Here is a 17172-nt window from a genome sequence, read left to right as displayed (position 1 = left end):
CCGCCGACGAACCACCAACGGCCGCCGACGACGAACCAGCACCCTCGACGGAGGACGAACCAGGCGCAGCCGCGGAACGCGAATCGAGGGCGGTGAGAGAAGACGAACCGGGCGCGGCAGCCGAGGACGACCCGGGCGTCGGCGACGGGCCCGTCGCAGAGAGCCGCTCGGAGGATTCCTGCCCCACCCCCGTCTCCGGAAGCCGCACAGAGGATTCCTGCCCCGCCCCCGTCCCCGGATCGCACGCGGGCCCGGCCCGACCCGGCCCGCCCCCCGCTCCGGGAATCCGGTGCAGCGGCGTCAGCGGGTCCACGGACCGCAGCGATACGGCCGCCGTGGCGTCTCCGCGCACGACGTCCGCCTCGGACAGCCACTCGACCAGCCCGCCGCTGTCGACGTCCGTCACCACCGCCTCGCCGGTAGCCGCCCCCGGCACCGTGCCCGCCGCGAGGTGGGTGGCCACCAGCGGCCCCGGCAGCAGGGCCCGCCCGGCCTCCTCGAAGACCAGCACGGCTTCCGGCAACCCCAGCCCGACCCCGCCGTCCGCCTCCGGCACCCGCAGCGCGAAGAACCCCGCCGCACCCAACTCCCGCCACAGCGCCCGGTCCAGACGGGGTTCCTCCGCGGCGGCCCGCAGCGCGGCCCCGTCGAAGCGCCGCGCGAGCAGCTCCCGCATTCCGCCACGCAACGCCTTCTGGTCCTCGGTCAGTTGAAAGCGCACGTCAACGCCCCTTCGGCAGCCCGAGAATCCGCTCGGCCACGATGTTCCGCTGAATCTGCGAGGTCCCGGCCGCGATCGTGTACGACAGCGAGGACAACCGGTCGAGCACCCAGGGCCGGTCGAGATCCAGACCGTCCGGCCCCAGTACGTCCGCGGCGGCGTCGTACAACTCCTGGCGGGCGTGCGAGTAGCGGAGCTTGAAAACCGAACCTCCCACCCCCGGCACCCCGCCACTCGCCTCGGCCTCGCTCACGTTCCACTGCGTCAGCCGCCACAGCGCACGGAACTCGGCGTTCAGCCGCCCCAGCCGCCGCCTCAGCACGGGATCGTCCCAGCGCCCGTTCTCCCGTGCCGTACGGGCGAGTTCGCCCAGCACCCGCCGACAGGCGACGACCTCGCCCACGAAGGCCGTTCCGCGCTCGAAGGACAGCGTCACCATGGTCACGCGCCAGCCGTCGTTCTCCTCGCCCACCCGGTTCGCCACCGGCACCCGCACCTCGTCGAGGAACACCTCGGCGAACTCGGCGGACCCGGCGAGCGTGCGCAAGGGGCGCACCTCGACACCGGGCGAGGACATGGGCATCGCGAGCCAGGTGATGCCCCGGTGCTTCGGAGCCGCCGGATCCGTCCGCACCAGCAGCTCGCACCAGTCGGCCACTTCGGCGTGCGAGGTCCAGATCTTGGACCCGGTCACCACATAGTCGTCGCCGTCCCTACACGCGCGCGTGCGCAGCGCCGCGAGGTCGCTCCCGGCGTCCGGTTCGCTGAACCCCTGGCACCAGACCTCCTCGCCCCGCAGGATCGGCGTCAGCCAGCGTTCCCGCTGCTCGGCGGTGCCCTCGGCGGCGATCGTCGGTCCCGCGTGGAGCAGTCCGACGAACCCGGCGCCCACATAGGGCGCGCCCGCGGCCGCCGTCTCCTCCAGGAAGATCAGCCGCGTGGTGGGCGACGCGTCCCAGTGCACGTGCGCGTACCCGGCGTCGTACAGCATGCGCTGCCAGCCGAGGTCGTAGGTCCTGCGCCCGGGCCAGTCCTGCGGGGACGGCTTCGGCGGCAGCGTGGGGAGCGCCTTGGCGAGCCACTCCCGCAGCCGCGCCCGGAACTCCTCCTCTTCCGGCGTGTACGCGAGATCCATGACGGCACTCCATATCTGATAACCCGTCAGATACCGCTCGCACCGGAAGGCTAAGTCCCGCACCCCTGGACCGACAAGGCGTCCCGCCCTACGCTCTGCCCACGATCTGACTACCCGTCAGTTCCACAAGGGGGCCGCCGTGACCGACACCGCCCACGCGCTCAGCGCGTCCCGCACCCTCTGGGAGCTGGTCGCCCGCCGCGCCGACCTGACCCCCGACCGCCGGGTGCTCCTCCAGGACGACCGCACGCTCACCTTCGGCGAGCTGCGCGCGCGTGCCGAGCGGGTGGCGGCCGGCCTGTACGACATGGGCGTACGCCCCGGCACGGTCGTCGCCTGGCAGCTGCCGACCCGTGTCGAGACGGCCCTGCTCTCCTTCGCGCTCGCCCGTCTGGGCGCCGTGCAGTCGCCCGTCATCCCGTTCTACCGGGACCGCGAAGTCGCCTTCGCCCTGCGGGAGTCGAAGGCGGAGTTCTTCGCCGTACCGGGCGTCTGGCGCGGCTTCGACCACACGGAGATGGCCCGGCGGCTCGGCGCGAAGGGGGTCTTCGAGGCGTACGACGACCTCCCGGACGGCGATCCGGCCGTCCTGCCCGCCCCGCCCGCCGACGGCACCTCCGTCCGGTGGATCTACTGGACCTCGGGAACCACCTCCGACCCCAAGGGCGTTCTCCACACGGACCGTTCACTGATCGCGGGCGGCTCCTGCCTCGCGCACGCGCTGCGCCTCACGGCGGACGACGTGGGGTCGATGGCCTTCCCGTACGCGCACATCGCGGGCCCGGACTACACCGTGATGCTGCTGCTGTACGGCTTTCCGGCGGTGATGTTCGAGCAGTTCGCCCTGCCGGAGGCGCTGGAGGGATACCGCCGCCACGGGGTGACGGTGGCAGGCGGTTCGACGGCGTTCTACTCGATGTTCCTCACCGAGCAGCGCAAACAACCGGGCGAGAAGATCATCCCCTCCTTGCGGCTGCTCGCGGGCGGCGGGGCGCCCAAGCCGCCGGAGGTCTATCACGCCGTCGTACGGGAGCTGGGGGTGCAGCTGACGCACGGGTACGGCATGACCGAGGTGCCGATGATCACCATGGGAGATCCGGACGACACGGTGGAGAACCTCGCGACGACCGAGGGACGGGCGCCGGAGGGGATGTCCGTGCGGATCGTGGACGGGGAGGTGCGGCTGAAGGGGGAGGCGGTGTGTCAGGGGTATCTCGACCCCTCCCAGACGGCGGAGGCCTTCGACGAGGAGGGCTATCTGCGCACAGGGGATCTCGGACGTCTCACGGCCGGCGGCCACCTGGTGCTCACCGGACGGCTCAAGGACGTGATCATCCGCAAGGGCGAGAACATCTCGGCGAAGGAGATCGAGGACCTGCTGGCCGCGCATCCGGACGTCGGGGACGTGGCCGTGATCGGGCTGCCGGACGCCGAGCGGGGGGAACGCGTGTGTGCCGTGGTGGAACAGCCCGAGGGCGCGGGGAAGCTGACCCTGGACGCCGTGACCGCGTATCTGCGCGCGGAAGGGCTCTCGACCCACAAGCTGCCGGAGCAGGTGGAGGTGGTGGACGCCCTCCCGCGCAACGAGACCCTGCGGAAGGTCCTGAAGTACCAGCTCAGGGAGCGCTATTCGGGCACGGTGAAGTAGCGGGCGAAGGCGGGCACGATCTCGTCCTCGCCGACCTTGCCGTCGCCGTCGGCGTCCAGGGTGGCCGCGGCGGCCCGCGCGATGTCCTCGCTCACACCGAGGATCCTCAGCACGCGCGCGGTGTCCTCGACGGTGGCGCGTCCGTCGCCGTCCTGGTCCGCGACGGCGAGCGCGGCGTGCAGGAAGGGGCGGGCGATCTCGGCGAAGCGTTCCGGGTTGTCGCGCAGCCGCTTGACCGCGCCGTTCACGAACTCGTCCCGGGTGATCCGCTGGTCGCCGTCCCGGTCCGCGATCCCGGCCATGCCCTGCCAGAACGCCTCCGCGCCGACGTACAGCGCCTGTCCCTTGTCGGAGCGTGCCGCGGTACCGAACTCCGTGAGCAGCGCCTTGGCCGCCACGTTGAAGTCCTCGCGGTCGATGTAGCCGTTGCCGTCCTGGTCGAAGGTGACGAACCGGCCGGCGATCCTGCGCTCGTACTCGCTGCTGACCATGTCTCTTCGGGCCGCCTCACATCACATCGGGTGCATCTCGCACGGAGCGTACGACGCGGGCGGCGCCCCGGGGGCCGGAAGGCGGCGCCTGTGCCAAGACCGGAGGAATTTCGGGACAACGGTGTGGCAGTCGGGGTGCCCCAGGTCACAACCGGCGTACGCGCTCAGGCCGACAGTGGTCCCGCCTCCTCGTCGGTCGCCGAGTCCAGGTCCGGGTGGACCTCGAACAGCCGGCGGACGCCGAGGGCGCCGAGGACGCGGTTGACGTGGGAGCCGTCGGCGGCGCCCTGGGCCGGGAGGATCAGGCGCAGATCACCCTGGCAGGAGCGGATCAGGCGGCGGGAGGCGATGAGGACGCCGACACCGCTGGAGTCGCAGAAGTACACATCCGAGAGGTCGAGGACGAGACTGTGGCGCCCCTCGGCCACCACGTCGTGGACGCGCTGGCGGAGCACCGGCGAGGTCACCAGGTCCAGCTCGCCCGTCACACTGAGCACGGTCCAGTCGCCCTGCTCGTTGCCGGTCACATTGAACGCCACCACCATGCCCTTCGCTCGCCGGAAAGCAAACGGAAGCCTTTCCTACGCTTCCTTGCAGCGCGGCTGCCCAGCGGCCGTTCCCTGAAACAAAGACCGAGAAACGGAAATGGTTCGAAAGAGGCTTGTTTTAGTCGGCTTCGATCCTGTTCGATCAGGTCTGATCAGTGAGTGGGCGGGTAGGGGAAGGTCCACTACCACCTGCGGCCCGTCAGGGGGCGTGCATTGGAACAAAGGGGCGTGCGCTGCCGGAGGTGCCGACTACATTCGAGGAGACGGTGGGCGCAGGCTTGACCCGGACACTTCCAGGGGTGAGGGGGCCGCATGGCGAAGAAGGACGCACCGCCCCGCTGGGACCGCAAGATGCAGCAGCGGCTCGCACGCGGTGAGGCGGCCGCCCTCGGCGAGCTCTACGACCGTTTCGCTTCACTCGTGCACGGCCTCGCCCATCGCGTGCTCGGAGATGAGCGCGCCGCCGACGGCATCACACGGGAGGTCTTCGTCCACGTCTGGGAGCACCCCGAGGCCTACGACCCCAAACAGGGACCGCTGCGCTCCTGGGTCGCCGGGCTGACCCACCGCCTGGCCGTGCAGCGGCTGCGCGCCACCGAGACCGCCGCGCTCACCCAGGGCGCCGAGGGCTCCACGGAGGAACTGGAGCGCAAGGTGCGCCACGCCTCGGTCGCCGCCCGCGCCGACTACATCGTCCAGTCCATGCCCACCCCGCTGCGGGCCGCCCTGGAGCTGGCCTACTTCCAGCGCCGTGACTACCGCCAGGCGGCCGCCGACCTCAGCATCACCGAGGACGAGGCCCGCCGCCGCCTCCGCCTGGGCCTCCAGCTCCTGTCCACGGCCCACGACACGGGAGCGCCCGGGGCGCCGCCGGGATACGGAGGCGCGGCGTGAGCGGAGCAGACGGTTTCGAGGCGCACGACCAGCAGGACGGGTACGAGGGCAGGGGGGCGCGCGAGGGTTCGGGGGACCGTGGGGTGTTTCCCGGGAGCACGGGGAAAATGAGCGACGGCCTCGGAAACGGCGACGACGGCACCCGCAGCGCGGGCGACGACCACGAGGGCGGCCCGGGCACGGACGGCGATCCGACCGGCGTCGGCGCGGGAGGCTTCGGCGATCCGTCCCCCCTGGGCGCGGACGGACCGGGCCACCCCGGCCCCGGGGGTACGCACGGCACCGGCGACGCGCCCCGGCCCGGCACGGACGAGCACGGCAACGGCGATCCGACCGGCGTCGGCGCGGGAGGCTTCGGCGATCCGTCCCCCCTGGGCGCGGACGGACCGGGCCACCCCGGCCCCGGGGGTACGCACGGCGCCGCTGACGCGACCCGCCCCGGCGCCGGAGGCGCGGGCAGTGCGGGCGGCGGCGGCCCCGACGACCTCGCGGGCGACGACTCGCACGGCACGGACCCCCAGCACCCGCCCCGCATACCGCTCCCCCGCGCCTCCGTCGAGGACACCGGCCGTCCGCTGCCGGTGCTGGAGGTGCCGGTCACCCCCGCGCCCCTCGTCCTGGAGCACCGGGTGCTGAAGGCGCTGCTCGGGGCGTGGGCGCTGGCCGCGTGTTCGGCGGAGGAGACGGCCGCCGTGGAGGACCACCTCGGCGTCTGCGGCGCCTGCGCCGAGGAGGCACTGCGGCTGCGCGGGGCGGTGGGCCTGTTGCAGCGCCCGGAGAGCCTCGACCTGGACCCCGGCCTGCGCACCCGCGTCCTCGACGGCTGCCTCGACCGGCGTCCGCCGCGCATCCCGGTGCCCGAGTGGGCGACGCCGTACGACGCCGAGACCGCCCGCCTCGACGCCCTGCTGCAGGACTTCGGCGACTCCGAGTGGCACGCGCCGGTGCGGCTGCGCTGGTTCGACGCCGAGGAGGCGACGAGCCGGCGTACGACGGTCGCCGGGGTCATAGCCCACCTGATGTCGGTCGACGGCCTCGTCGCGGTCGCCCTGGGTCTGGACGATCCGATGGGCGAGGTCTCCGTGGACGCGCCCACACCGGCCGGCCGCACCGAGGCGTACTGGCGCGCGTCGCACTTCCCGCCGACCCGCTCGGTACGGACCCCCTGGCGCGAGCAGAGCCACGACCTCGTCCGCACGGTGTCGTTCACCGGCGGCACCTCCGGCAAACTCGAGGTGGCCTACGGCGATTTCGTCCTCCCCCTCCACGACGCGATGCTGGACCGTGCCTTCGAGTGCTGGGTCCACGCGGAGGACATCGCGGAGGCGGTCGACTACCCCTACGAGCCGCCGTCCCCCCGCCATCTCCACCGCATGATCGACCTGGCGGCCCGCGTGCTGCCCGCGGTGCTGGCGGAACGGCGGCAGAAGGGCTTGGCGTCACCGACCCATGGACGGCATCTCGTGAGCGCCGGAGGCCCTGGCCGCACTCTGCGTCTGGAGATCGAGGGCCTGGGTGGAGGCGAGTGGCTGATCCCCCTGGACTCCCCCGCGGCGGTGGGTTCGGCGGAGCACGAGGTGGCCCATGTGGCGCTGGACGGCGTGGAGTTCTGCCAGCTGGCCGCGGGCCATGTGCCGCCGGCGGAGGCCGCGGCGGGGCAGCTGGGTGATCGCGAGGCGATCAGGGACGTACTGTTCGCGGCGGCGAGCTTGAGCCGGATGTAGGGGCGGGCGGGGGCTCGTAGGCGGCTGCGGGTGGTTCGTGGTTGCTCGCGCAGTTCCCCGCGCCCCTCGAGGCATGTGCAGTCGAGGTCTTTCAGGGGCGCGGGGAACTGCGCGACGAGCCCCCACTGACCCGCAGCCGCCCTACAAGCACAGGCCCCCGAGCTCCTAGGCGAACACGACCGTCCGCCGCCCGTTCAGCAGAATCCGGCGCTCGGCGTGCCACTTCACGGCCCGCGCCAGCGCCTGGCACTCCACGTCCCGCCCGATCGCCACGAGTTGGTCCGGCGTCACGCCGTGCCCCACCCGCTCGACCTCCTGCTCGATGATCGGCCCCTCGTCGAGGTCCGCGGTCACATAGTGCGCCGTCGCCCCGATCAGCTTGACCCCCCGCGCATGAGCCTGGTGATACGGCTTCGCGCCCTTGAAGCTCGGCAGGAACGAGTGGTGGATGTTGATGATCTTGCCGCTGAGCTGCTTGCAGAGATCGTCGGACAGCACCTGCATGTACCGGGCGAGCACGACGAGTTCGACGTCCTGCTCGCGCACCAGCTCCAGCAGCCGCGCCTCCGCTTCGGCCTTGTTCTCCCGCGTCACCGGAATGTGGTGGAAGGGAATGTTGTAGGACCCCACGAGCTCGGCGAAGTCGGTGTGGTTGGACACCACCGCGACGATCTCCACCGGCAGCGCACCTATGCGCGCACGGAAGAGCAGGTCGTTCAGGCAGTGCCCGAACTTGCTGACCATCAGCACGACCCGCATCCGGTCCTCGACCCGGTTGATCTGCCAGTCCATGTCGAAGGAGTCACCGATCGCGGCGAACGACGCCCGCAGCTTGTCCACCCTCACCGGCGCCTCCGCCGAGAAGTGGACGCGCATGAAGAACAGACCCGTGTCGTGGTCGCCGAACTGCTGACTGTCCTCGATGTTGCAGCCGGTCATGAAGAGATAGCTCGACACGGCGTGCACGATGCCCTGCTTGTCGGGGCAGGACAGGGTCAGGACGTACTGGTCGGCCGGGGTGGACTGCTCGTTCATGCAGGACAGGGTCGCATATCCACCGGTGCGGCAGACAGCGCGTCCGTCACGCGGACCGGGTCATGATCTGCAGCACCTCGAGCGTGCGCGGCGGCCCGTCCGGGTCCTCCCCGTCGGCCGTCGCCATGCGCACGTGCGCGTCCCGCGCCGCCCGCACCGCGTCCGGCCACCCCGGGTTCTCCATGTACACGGAGACGGGGGCGTCGGGACCGACCTGGTGCATGATCCGCAGCACCCGCAGGACGGCGGTGTCGACGAGGGCCGCCTCCTGGGAGTCCCGGAAGATCGTGCCCACGTACTTCTCGGCGGACCAGTTGTCGAGCCAGGTGTCCTCGACGAGGCGGTACACGGCGTCGGTGACGTCCCCGTACCCCTCGACGCCGGCCAGCCAGACGTTCTGCTGGAACCCCGGGTCGGAGAGCATGTGCAGCGCGGAGCGCACATTGCTGCGCCAGCGCCACCACGGCATGTCGTTCAGTGGCATGCCGCCCATGGTGGAGGAGCGACGGCCGCGACGGGAAGAGTTCTCCGAACCTTGCACGGTCACCGATCGTACGTTCTTCCCCCATACGTGCCTCACAGGCCCCCGCTGTTCACCTTTACGTCACCCTTCATCTACCGAGGGTCACTCCCGAGTTGGCGATGTGACGGAAGCGTGTGGGTCCATGACCGGCAGGCGACGCATCCGCAGCACCTTCCTCCCCCAGCACCACCGGCCCGTCAGAGCCACCGCCCTCGCGGCGGGGGCGCTGGTGGCGTGTGCTTCCCTCGCCGCCGGTTGCGGGGTCGTCCCCGGTACCACGGGGGGTTCCGGGGACGGCCCGATCAAGGTCATGACCTGGGCCCCGTCGGACACCAAGGCGACCAACAAGCCCGGCATGCCCGCCTTCGCCCAGGCGTACGCCCGCTGGATCAACTCCAAGGGCGGCATCAACGGCCGTAAGCTCACCGTCCTGACCTGCAACGACCACAACGACGGGGTGTCCGCGGCGAAGTGCGCCCGGCGCGCGGTCAAGGAGAACGTCGTCGCGGTCGTCGGCTCCTACAGCCAATACGCCGACTCCTTCTTCCCGCCCCTCGAGGGCGCCGGCATCCCCTACATAGGCGGCTACGGCGTCACCAACGCCGAGTTCACCAGCCCGCTGTCCTACCCCGTCAACGGCGGCCAGCCCACCCTGCTGGCCGGCCTCGGCAAGGCGCTCGCCACAGCCTGCGGCAACGTCACCCTCGTACGGCCCGACACCATCGCGGGCGACGAGCTGCCCGTACTGCTGGACTCCGGGCTGGCCACCGGCGGACACCGGGCCGCGGGCGACGTGCGGGCCGCGGACGACGCCAGCGAGTACTCGGCGCAGTCCACGAAGGCGCTCGACGGCTCGACGTCCGGCGCCCCGGCTGCCGGCTCGAAGCAGGGGTGTGTGGTGCCCGCGCTCGGCGACCGCACCAGCACCTTCATGGACTCCTTCCGGCGCGCCCGCGCGGACTACCCGCAGGTGCGCACGGCCATGGCGATGGGCAGCGTCGACCAGACGGTGATCGACGCGTCAGGCGGGGCGTCGGGACCCTACGAGGGCTCGTACATCACCGGCTGGTACCCCGTGGAGAGCGATGCCCGCTGGGCCGCGATGAAGAAGGTCATCAGCGAGGAGGCCTTCGGCGACAACCGCATCGACTCGGCGGACGCGGGGGTGCAGACCACCTGGATCGCCTACACGGTGTTCAAGAAGGCCGTCGAGTCGCTCGGCAGCGGCGAGGTGTCCGCCGGCAGCATCCGCGCCACTCTCAACAACGGGCTCAAGATCCCGACCGGCGGTCTGACACCGACGCTGCGGTGGACCACCCGGGACACCTGGAGCTCCACCGACGACCTCGCCTCGGTGGGCTTCCCGCGCATGGTCAACGCCCATGTGACGCTCCAGGTGGTGCGCCAGGGCCAGCTCGTGGCGGCCCGCAAGGGCTTCACCGACGTGACGAGGACCCTCCAGAACGCGGACGTCAACTGACCCGCGGGGGGCGCCGAGACGCCCCCCGCGGACCGCTCACAGCTGGGTCGCCGTGCGCTCGGTCAGGCTGTACTTCCTGGCGATCGCGTTCCACAGCCGGGCCGCCTCGGCCTTCTCGGTGCTGGCGGTGCCGCTGTCCCGGTTGCCGGCCTGGGTCTGGCCCGTGATGCGGGCCTGGCCCTTCTTGCAGCCCTTCTTGCCGGCGGACTGGTCGGCCCAGGCCGCGTAGTGGTTGTCGGCGGACGCGGACGCCTGCCAGGCCCTGGTGAGGGCGTCGGTCAGCTCGGCGTGGCTCGGCAACTGGTCGACGGGGAGCGCCTTGAGCCGAGTCACCAGGCCGGTGCGCTGGGCCGCCGCGTCCCGCAGATCCTTGGCCGCCTGGCCGAGGTTCTTGCAGGACTTCACGTTCGCCACCGCGCTGATCACCGAGGAACGGCTGTTGCCACTGTCGGCGAGCAACTTGTCCAGCTCGGCGGCCTGCCCCTTCGCGGGATCGGAGGAAGGAGAGGCGGAGCCGTCGGTCGCGGGGGCCGTCGCCGACACGGTCTCGTTCTTGTCGCCCCCGTCGCCGCCCCCGCCCCCGGCGAGCAGCGCGCCCGCACCGATGCCCAGCACGACGATACCGATGCCCACGGCTGCGATCACCGGCACCCGCGACCGCCCGCGGCCACCTCGGTCGCCGTCGTCGTAGACGTCACCGCCGGGCGGGCCGTACGGCGGCTGGGCGCCGTACGCCTGCTGCTGGGCCCCGTACGCGGGCGGTACGGCCTCGGGCTGGGCGAACCGCGGCATCTGCTGCGTGGACGCGGCCCCGCCGTCAGCGCCCGGCCCACCCCGGAAGAGGTTGTCGAACTCGGAGGGCGGCTGCCGTTCCCCGCCGTAGGGTGCGCCGGGGGTCTGCCCGGGCACGGGCGCGATGAACTGCGTGGCCTCGGCGTCGGGGCCGCTCGGCGCTGCGGGCGGGAACGCGCCGGCGCCGGGGGCCGCGTTCTGCGGGGGCTGCGCGCCGTACGGGGACTGCGCGCCGTACGGGGACTGCGGGTGCTGCCTCGGGTAGTGCGCCGCCTCGGCGGACACCTCGGGCGGGAGCGCGCCGGGGCGGACGGGCGGGAGGTACTGGGTGGCCCCCTCGTGGGTGGCGGGGGCGGCCGCGACCGGCGGTATGAACTGCGTGGCGCCCTCGTCGGCGGGCGGCAGGGGCGCGGAGGCGGGTATGCCGGGGCCCGACGGGAGGGGCTGGCCCACGGGCGGGAGGTAGTAGGAGGTCGGCTCGTTGGAGTCGTAGCCCGGCGCGGGCTGCTGCTGCGGCGCACCGGCCCCGGGAGCCTCGTAGGGCGCGACCTGGCCCTGCTGCGGGGGCAGCGGCTGGGACTGGGGGGCGGGTTGACCGACGGGCGGCAGGTAGTACGAGGTCGGCTCGTCGGTGTCGTAACCCGGCGCGGGCTGCGGCTGGGACTGGGGCGGTATGCCGCCGGGCGACTGGGGTGTGCCCCAGGTCTGGGTGGGCGGCTGCGACCAGTCCTGGGCCTGCGGCTGATCCTGGCCCTGCTGGGCCTGGTCCTGCTGCTGGCCGGGGCCCCACGGGGTGCCCCATGCCTGACCGCCGGGCGGCTGGCCGTAGGACGGGGCGTCCGAAGGCCGGCCGTACGCCGCGTCGGGCGCCGGGCCGGACGGGCCCGGCTGCGGAGGGCCGCCGTAACCGCCCTGCTGCGGGGGCCCGTATCCGGGCTGCGGACCGCCGTGGCCACCCGTCTGTCCCGGCAGCAGGGGTTCCCCGCCGTCGGAGGGCAGCACGATGCCTTCGCGCGCTTCGCGCGCCGAGGGCTGCTCGCCCTGTCCACTCTGCGTCACCGGGACTCCTACTGATGCGGGAACTTCGGAATCGTCGGTTCACGCTACCGGGTCCTCCGAGCCCGGTGCCACGTAGCACAGGACGTGACCTGCGTCCCTGTGACCGCAGTAACAAATCCCGGGAGATCACGTGACAGTTCCGGGCCCGCATCCGCTGTATACGTCCTCCTTTACGCGGCCGCCTGAAGGTCCAGCCGGGCCCCGAACTCCCTGACGACGGCCTCGTCCCGGAACGGCTCCAGGCGCTGCTGGAAGTCGTCGAGGTACTCCGCGCCCCGGTTGGAGCGCACGGTCTCCAGCAACTCGACCGCTTTCAGGCCGGTGTTGCAGGCCTGTTCGATCTCGCGCTGCTGCACCTGCGCGGAGGCGAGCAGGACCAGACCGATGGCCCGCCGACGCGCCTTGTTCTCGGGAAGCCCGTCCAGGGACTCCTGCGCGCACCGCGCCGCCGCCTCGGCCTGACCGAGGTCGCGGTGGCAGTGGGCCAACTCGTCGGCCAGATAGGCCTCGTCGAAGTGCGCGATCCAGGCGGGATCGTCGCCCGAGGAGGGGTCCGCCGCCTCCAGCGCGTGCACGGCCCGTCCGGACGCCACCTGGGTGGCCCGCGCGTCGCCCATGAGTGCGTGCCCGCGGGCCTCCGCCGCGTAGAACATCGCCTCTGCGCGCGGTGTCACCCGACCCCGCGCCCCCTCCTGCGCCGCCCGCGCCAACTGGGCGATCTCGCGCGGGTTCCCGAGCTGCGCGGCGAGGTGGCTCATGGACGCGGCGAGCACATAGCCGCCGTATCCGCGGTCGCCCGCCGCCTGCGCGAGCCGCAGCGCCTGGATGTAGTACCGCTGGGCCAGGCCCGGTTGCCCGGTGTCGATCGCCATGTATCCGGCGAGCTCCGTCAACCGGGCGACGGCGGCGAACAGTTCACGCCCGATCGCCTCCCGGTACGACCCCGCGAGCAGCCCGGAGACCACGCTGTTGAGGTAGTGCACGACGACCGGGCGCACATGCCCGCTGCCGTACTGGTGGTCGAGGTCGACGAGCGCCTGCGTCATCGCGCGCACCGCCGCCACGTCGGACTGCCCCACGCGCGGGCCCGCCTGGCGCGCCACCTGCGAGTCGGGCGAGGAGATCAGCCAGTCGCGGCTCGGCTCGACCAACGCGGACGCGGCGACCGAGGACCCGGACAGGAAGTCCCGGCGGCCCACGTCACTGCGCCACAGCTCACACACCTGCTCGATGGCGCCCAGGACCGTCGGCGAGAACTGCAACCCGACGCCGGAGGCGAGGTTCTTGCCGTTGGCCATGCCGATCTCGTCGATCGTGACGGTACGGCCGAGTTTGCGCCCGAGGGCCTCCGCGATGATCGCGGGCGCCCTGCCCCGCGGCTGCTGTCCGCGCAGCCAGCGGGCCACGGACGTCTTGTCGTAGCGCAGGTCGAGGCCGTGCTCGGCGCCGCACATGTTGACCCGGCGGGCGAGCCCGGCGTTCGAGCACCCCGCCTCCTGGATGAGCGCCTGCAGCCGTTCGTTCGGCTGCCGCGCGACGAGAGGCCTTGCGGCCATTGGCGTACCCCCTGTGGCTGCGGTGCCTGCCCACGCACCGAGTTGACGTGTCTTCCACCGGATCGGTCCGTCGGATCCCTTCGAACCCACCGAAAAGATCCGGCCGTGAAGATCAATGCCCCACCGTGACGTCTAAAATGCGAGGCATGCGAGGATTGCCGGGGTAAAGGCAGAAGCCTGCCCCCCTCTCGTGGTTACCCCGCTCACGCCCCGGTTCCTCTCGCGCGCCCCCACACATGCATCCATGCGCCCCAGATGCCCGATCAATGCTCCTCCCCCGCGCGCGCAGGTCCTGGCGTCGGACTGGTTCCGTCCGCCCGAAGGACGAGACTCGCGGGTGGCGACGGGGGCCACCCCGCGGTCCCCCCGCGCGAACGCAGCCGAACATGGGGGAACGCGTGCCGGCTTCACTGGGCAGAAGTCGGTCCGACGCCGGGGCCCGGCCGTAACCCCAGGTTGGCGCGGGAGTTGTGCTGAGCGTGGAAGAGACGATCGCGGGCACCGAAGCCGCTCAGATTCCGAAGCAGCGCGGGGAATCGCTGCTGGAGACAGCCGTTCGATACGCCGAGGAGCGCCACTGGGACGTCTTCCCCGGCACCTGGCTGGAAGCCGTCGACGGGGTGCAGCGGTGTTCCTGCGGTGACGCCGCGTGCGCCGCGCCGGGGGCGCATCCCTCTCGGGAGGACTGGGCGACGCAGGCCACCGGCAGTGCGACGGTCGCGCGCCGGATGTGGCAGAAGCAGCCGACGGCCTCGATTCTGTTGCCGACCGGCCGGACGTTCGACGCGATCTCCGTTCCGGAGACGGCGGGGTTTCTGGCGCTGGCCCGCATGGAGCGGATGGAGTCGACGCTGGGACCCGTGACGTTGACGCCCGATCGCCGGATGCACTTCTTCGTGTTGCCGGGGGCGTCGGTGAAGGTGCCGGAGCTGGTGCGGAAGCTCGGCTGGACTCCCTCGTCGCTCGATCTGATCGCGCTGGGGGAAGGGTCGTACGTCGCCGGTCCCCCCACTCGGTACGGGTCCTCCGGTGCCGTTCAGTGGGCCTGCCGTCCGACACCTGCGAACCGTTGGCTTCCGGATGCCGAGGAGTTGATCTCCCCGCTCGCCTACGCCTGCGGTCGGGACAGGTGACGTGAGCCACGCGGCGGAGCCGCATGAAAAGGCACAGCACCCACGCGCCTAAGGTTGGCGTTCATGACGTCGGCTGTGAGTGTGCGTGGGCTCTGGAAGCGGTTCGGGCAGCAGGTTGCTGTCGCCGGGATTGATCTCGAACTGCCTGCTGGGAAGTTCATCGGGCTTGTCGGGCCCAACGGGGCCGGGAAGACCACCACTCTCTCCATGGTCACCGGGCTGCTCCGCCCCGATCAGGGGTCCGTCGAGATCGTCGGGCAGGACGTGTGGCAGGACCCGGTGAACGTCAAGGCACGGATCGGCGTCCTGCCCGAGGGGTTGCGACTGTTCGAGCGGCTGTCGGGTCGTGAACTGCTCGCCTATTCCGGCCGGTTGCGGGGGCTGCCCGGGGCCGAGGTCGACCGGCGGACCGCTCAGCTGCTCGACGTGCTCGATCTGGCCGGGGCCCAGCACAAACTGGTCGTCGACTACTCGACCGGGATGCGGAAGAAGATCGGGCTCGCGGCGGCCCTGCTCCACAACCCCGAAGTGCTGTTTCTCGACGAGCCGTTCGAGGGCGTCGACCCCGTCTCCGCACAGACCATCCGGGGCGTGCTGGAGCGCTACACGGCCTCCGGCGCCACCGTCGTCTTCTCCTCGCATGTGATGGAGCTCGTGGAGTCCCTGTGCGACTGGGTGGCCGTCATGGCCGCCGGGCGCATCCGCGCCCACGGGACGCTCGACGAGGTGCGGGGCGGCGCGCCCTCACTGCAACGGGCGTTCCTCGAACTGGTCGGCGCCCAGGGGCAGGACACCGGCGCGAACCTCGACTGGCTGGGCGGCGGGGCCCGATGACCCCAGACATCACCCCGGTCGTCGTACGGCTGAAGCTGTCGCTGCTCAGGAACGGCCTGCGGCAGTCCGGCGGGCGGCGGGCCGCCTACATCGCCTCGGCCGTCGCCGTACTCCTCTTCTCCGCCCTTCAGCTGCTCGGCCTCATCGCCCTGCGCGGCGACGAGCACGCCGCCTCCGTCGTCGTCCCGCTGGTCGCCGTGCTGGCGGCCGGCTGGGCCGTGATGCCGCTGTTCTTCCCCGGCGGCGACGAGACCCTCGACCCCACCCGCCTGGTGATGCTGCCGCTGCGGCCCCGGCCCCTCGTACGGGCGCTGCTGGTGGCCTCGCTGGTCGGTATCGGGCCGGTGTTCACGCTCTGCATGCTCGTCGGGTCCGTCGTCTCGGTCGCGCACGGCGCGTCGGCGTACGTCGTCTCCGTGATCGGTGTCGTGCTCGCGCTGCTGGTCTGCGTGGCCCTCGCGCGGGCCGTCGCCGTGGCCAACATCCGGCTGCTGACCAGCCGCAAGGGCCGCGATCTGGCGGTGCTGAGCGGACTGGTCATCGCGATCGGCGCGCAGGCCGTGAACTTCGGTGCGCAGCGGCTCGGTTCGGGTGGGCTGGGGCAGCTGGACGGGCCTGCCGAGGTGCTGAAGTGGATCCCGCCCGCCTCGGCGATCGGGGCGGTCGACTCGGCGAGCGAGGGGTCGTACGGGATCGCTGTCCTCCAACTCCTTCTGTCCGCAGCAGCGTTGGTCGGTCTGCTCGCCCTCTGGTCCCGCCATCTGACCCGGTTGATGACCTCCCCCGACGGCTCCACCCTCCCCGCCGCCCAGGGGGCCGCCCGTGAGCGGAGCTCGACGGGGCTCGCCCGGCTGCTGCCGGCCGGCCGCACGGGCACCGTCATGGAACGCAGCCTGCGCTATGTGTGGCGCGACCCCAAGACCAAGGCCGCGTGGGTGACTTCGCTGGCCATCGGGCTGATCGTGCCGGTGTTCAACGCGCTGCAGGGCACGGGGTCCATCTACTTCGCGTGCTTCGCCGCGGGAATGCTCGGCGTGCAGATGTACAACCAGTTCGGGCAGGACACCTCCGCGTTCTGGATGGTCGCGATGACCATCTCCTCGACGCGGGACGCCTACGTCGAACTGCGGGGGCGTGCGCTGGCGTTGCTGGTGATCACATTGCCGTACGCCACCCTCGTCACAGTACTGACGACCGCGCTCATCGACGACTGGCCGAAGCTGCCCGAGGTGCTCGGCGTGTCCTTCGCTCTGCTCGGGGCGATGCTGGCGACCGGGGCGTGGACGTCGGCGCGCTTTCCCTACTCGATTCCGCAGGAGGGCTACAAGAACGTGGCCCCGGGACAGTCCGGCCTCGCCGCTGCCGCCGTCGTCGGAGGGATGGTCTCGGCCGCCCTGCTGTGCGCTCCCGTGATCGCCTTGACGATCTGGGCCAACCTCAGCGCGGACGGCGACGAGTGGAGCTGGGTCCTGCTGCCGATCGGCGCGGTGTACGGCACCGCGATCACGCTGGCGGGACTACGACTGGCAGCCCCACGAACCGCCCGCCAACTCCCGGAGATCCTGGTGGCGGTCAGCAAGGGCTGACGTGTGGCCGCGG

Annotated in this window: 14 protein-coding genes and 1 pseudogene; 7 read left to right on the top strand and 8 right to left on the bottom strand. The window is 71.9% G+C overall.

What is annotated here, in order from left to right; genetic code table 11:
• Window positions 1-271: 271 nt before the first annotated feature.
• Window positions 272-721 (bottom strand): annotated as a pseudogene (locus OG841_RS26205) (acyl-CoA dehydrogenase family protein); the annotation flags it as partial.
• Window position 722: 1 nt separating this feature from the next.
• Complete coding sequence (locus OG841_RS26200) at window positions 723-1856, bottom strand: acyl-CoA dehydrogenase family protein (protein ID WP_371566941.1); 1134 nt, start codon at window positions 1854-1856, stop codon at window positions 723-725.
• A gap of 139 nt (window positions 1857-1995) precedes the next feature.
• Between OG841_RS26200 and OG841_RS26195 the strand changes: the two genes are divergently transcribed.
• Window positions 1996-3504: a class I adenylate-forming enzyme family protein gene (locus OG841_RS26195; RefSeq protein ID WP_365119211.1), complete on the top strand. Its 1509-nt coding sequence runs from the start codon at window positions 1996-1998 to the stop codon at window positions 3502-3504.
• On the opposite strand, the gene OG841_RS26190 is transcribed toward OG841_RS26195, so the two are convergent.
• Window positions 3483-3995 (bottom strand): EF-hand domain-containing protein, encoded by a 513-nt coding sequence (locus tag OG841_RS26190; RefSeq protein ID WP_326667293.1) that lies wholly within the window; start codon window positions 3993-3995, stop codon window positions 3483-3485. The genes OG841_RS26195 and OG841_RS26190 overlap by 22 nt on opposite strands.
• Window positions 3996-4159: 164 nt before the next feature.
• Entirely contained in the window at window positions 4160-4540 is a 381-nt protein-coding gene (locus OG841_RS26185) for an STAS domain-containing protein (RefSeq protein ID WP_311717794.1), read from the bottom strand.
• Window positions 4541-4855: 315 nt separating this feature from the next.
• On the opposite strand from OG841_RS26185, the gene OG841_RS26180 reads away from it, so the two are divergent.
• Window positions 4856-5437 (top strand): sigma-70 family RNA polymerase sigma factor, encoded by a 582-nt coding sequence (locus OG841_RS26180; protein ID WP_328639265.1) that lies wholly within the window; start codon window positions 4856-4858, stop codon window positions 5435-5437.
• 371 nt (window positions 5438-5808) lie between these two features.
• The gene (locus OG841_RS26175; RefSeq protein WP_371570825.1) at window positions 5809-7161 is read left to right on the top strand and encodes a zf-HC2 domain-containing protein; all 1353 of its coding nucleotides are present in this window, start codon (window positions 5809-5811) and stop codon (window positions 7159-7161) included.
• A 165-nt stretch (window positions 7162-7326) separates the two neighbouring features.
• Here OG841_RS26175 and purU read toward each other — a convergent pair whose 3' ends face one another.
• Window positions 7327-8196: a formyltetrahydrofolate deformylase gene (purU, locus tag OG841_RS26170; protein WP_328639266.1), complete on the bottom strand. Its 870-nt coding sequence runs from the start codon at window positions 8194-8196 to the stop codon at window positions 7327-7329.
• Window positions 8197-8242: 46 nt separating this feature from the next.
• Entirely contained in the window at window positions 8243-8743 is a 501-nt protein-coding gene (locus tag OG841_RS26165; protein ID WP_079072335.1) for an SCO4402 family protein, read from the bottom strand.
• 118 nt (window positions 8744-8861) lie between these two features.
• Between OG841_RS26165 and OG841_RS26160 the strand changes: the two genes are divergently transcribed.
• Entirely contained in the window at window positions 8862-10199 is a 1338-nt protein-coding gene (locus OG841_RS26160; RefSeq protein ID WP_328639267.1) for an ABC transporter substrate-binding protein, read from the top strand.
• Window positions 10200-10235: 36 nt separating this feature from the next.
• Here OG841_RS26160 and OG841_RS26155 read toward each other — a convergent pair whose 3' ends face one another.
• Complete coding sequence (locus tag OG841_RS26155; RefSeq protein WP_328639268.1) at window positions 10236-12050, bottom strand: hypothetical protein; 1815 nt, start codon at window positions 12048-12050, stop codon at window positions 10236-10238.
• Between the two features lie 170 nt (window positions 12051-12220).
• Entirely contained in the window at window positions 12221-13606 is a 1386-nt protein-coding gene (locus OG841_RS26150; protein WP_328639269.1) for a transcriptional regulator, read from the bottom strand.
• A gap of 470 nt (window positions 13607-14076) precedes the next feature.
• Here OG841_RS26150 and OG841_RS26145 point away from each other — a divergent pair, with 470 nt between their 5' ends.
• From OG841_RS26145 to OG841_RS26135, 3 genes are all read left to right on the top strand, one after another.
• Window positions 14077-14739 (top strand): bifunctional DNA primase/polymerase, encoded by a 663-nt coding sequence (locus OG841_RS26145; protein WP_266563312.1) that lies wholly within the window; start codon window positions 14077-14079, stop codon window positions 14737-14739.
• A gap of 63 nt (window positions 14740-14802) precedes the next feature.
• On the top strand, window positions 14803-15573 hold the full coding sequence (locus OG841_RS26140; RefSeq protein ID WP_328639270.1) for an ABC transporter ATP-binding protein: 771 nt from the start codon (window positions 14803-14805) through the stop codon (window positions 15571-15573).
• Window positions 15570-17159, top strand: a complete 1590-nt coding sequence (locus OG841_RS26135) for a transporter (RefSeq protein WP_328639271.1) — start codon at window positions 15570-15572, stop codon at window positions 17157-17159. Before OG841_RS26140 ends, OG841_RS26135 begins: the two co-directional genes overlap by 4 nt.
• Window positions 17160-17172: the final 13 nt, after the last annotated feature.

Origin of the sequence: Streptomyces canus (genome assembly GCF_041435015.1) — a bacterium.
Classification (GTDB): domain Bacteria; phylum Actinomycetota; class Actinomycetes; order Streptomycetales; family Streptomycetaceae; genus Streptomyces; species Streptomyces canus_G.
The sequence above is the reverse complement of the archived record's forward strand: the minus strand, read 5'-3'. Positions and strand labels throughout refer to the sequence as shown.

Bases quoted from the DNA above. Each gene is read 5' to 3' on its own strand.
- OG841_RS26200 (WP_371566941.1), bottom strand. From the start codon at position 1,856: ATGGATCTCGCGTACACGCCGGAAGAGGAGGAGTTCCGGGCGCGGCTG.
- OG841_RS26190 (WP_326667293.1), bottom strand. From the start codon at position 3,995: ATGGTCAGCAGCGAGTACGAGCGCAGGATCGCCGGCCGGTTCGTCACC.
- OG841_RS26185 (WP_311717794.1), bottom strand. From the start codon at position 4,540: ATGGTGGTGGCGTTCAATGTGACCGGCAACGAGCAGGGCGACTGGACC.
- OG841_RS26180 (WP_328639265.1), top strand. From the start codon at position 4,856: ATGGCGAAGAAGGACGCACCGCCCCGCTGGGACCGCAAGATGCAGCAG.
- purU (WP_328639266.1), bottom strand. From the start codon at position 8,196: ATGAACGAGCAGTCCACCCCGGCCGACCAGTACGTCCTGACCCTGTCC.
- OG841_RS26160 (WP_328639267.1), top strand. From the start codon at position 8,862: ATGACCGGCAGGCGACGCATCCGCAGCACCTTCCTCCCCCAGCACCAC.
- OG841_RS26150 (WP_328639269.1), bottom strand. From the start codon at position 13,606: ATGGCCGCAAGGCCTCTCGTCGCGCGGCAGCCGAACGAACGGCTGCAG.
- OG841_RS26140 (WP_328639270.1), top strand. From the start codon at position 14,803: ATGACGTCGGCTGTGAGTGTGCGTGGGCTCTGGAAGCGGTTCGGGCAG.
- OG841_RS26135 (WP_328639271.1), top strand. From the start codon at position 15,570: ATGACCCCAGACATCACCCCGGTCGTCGTACGGCTGAAGCTGTCGCTG.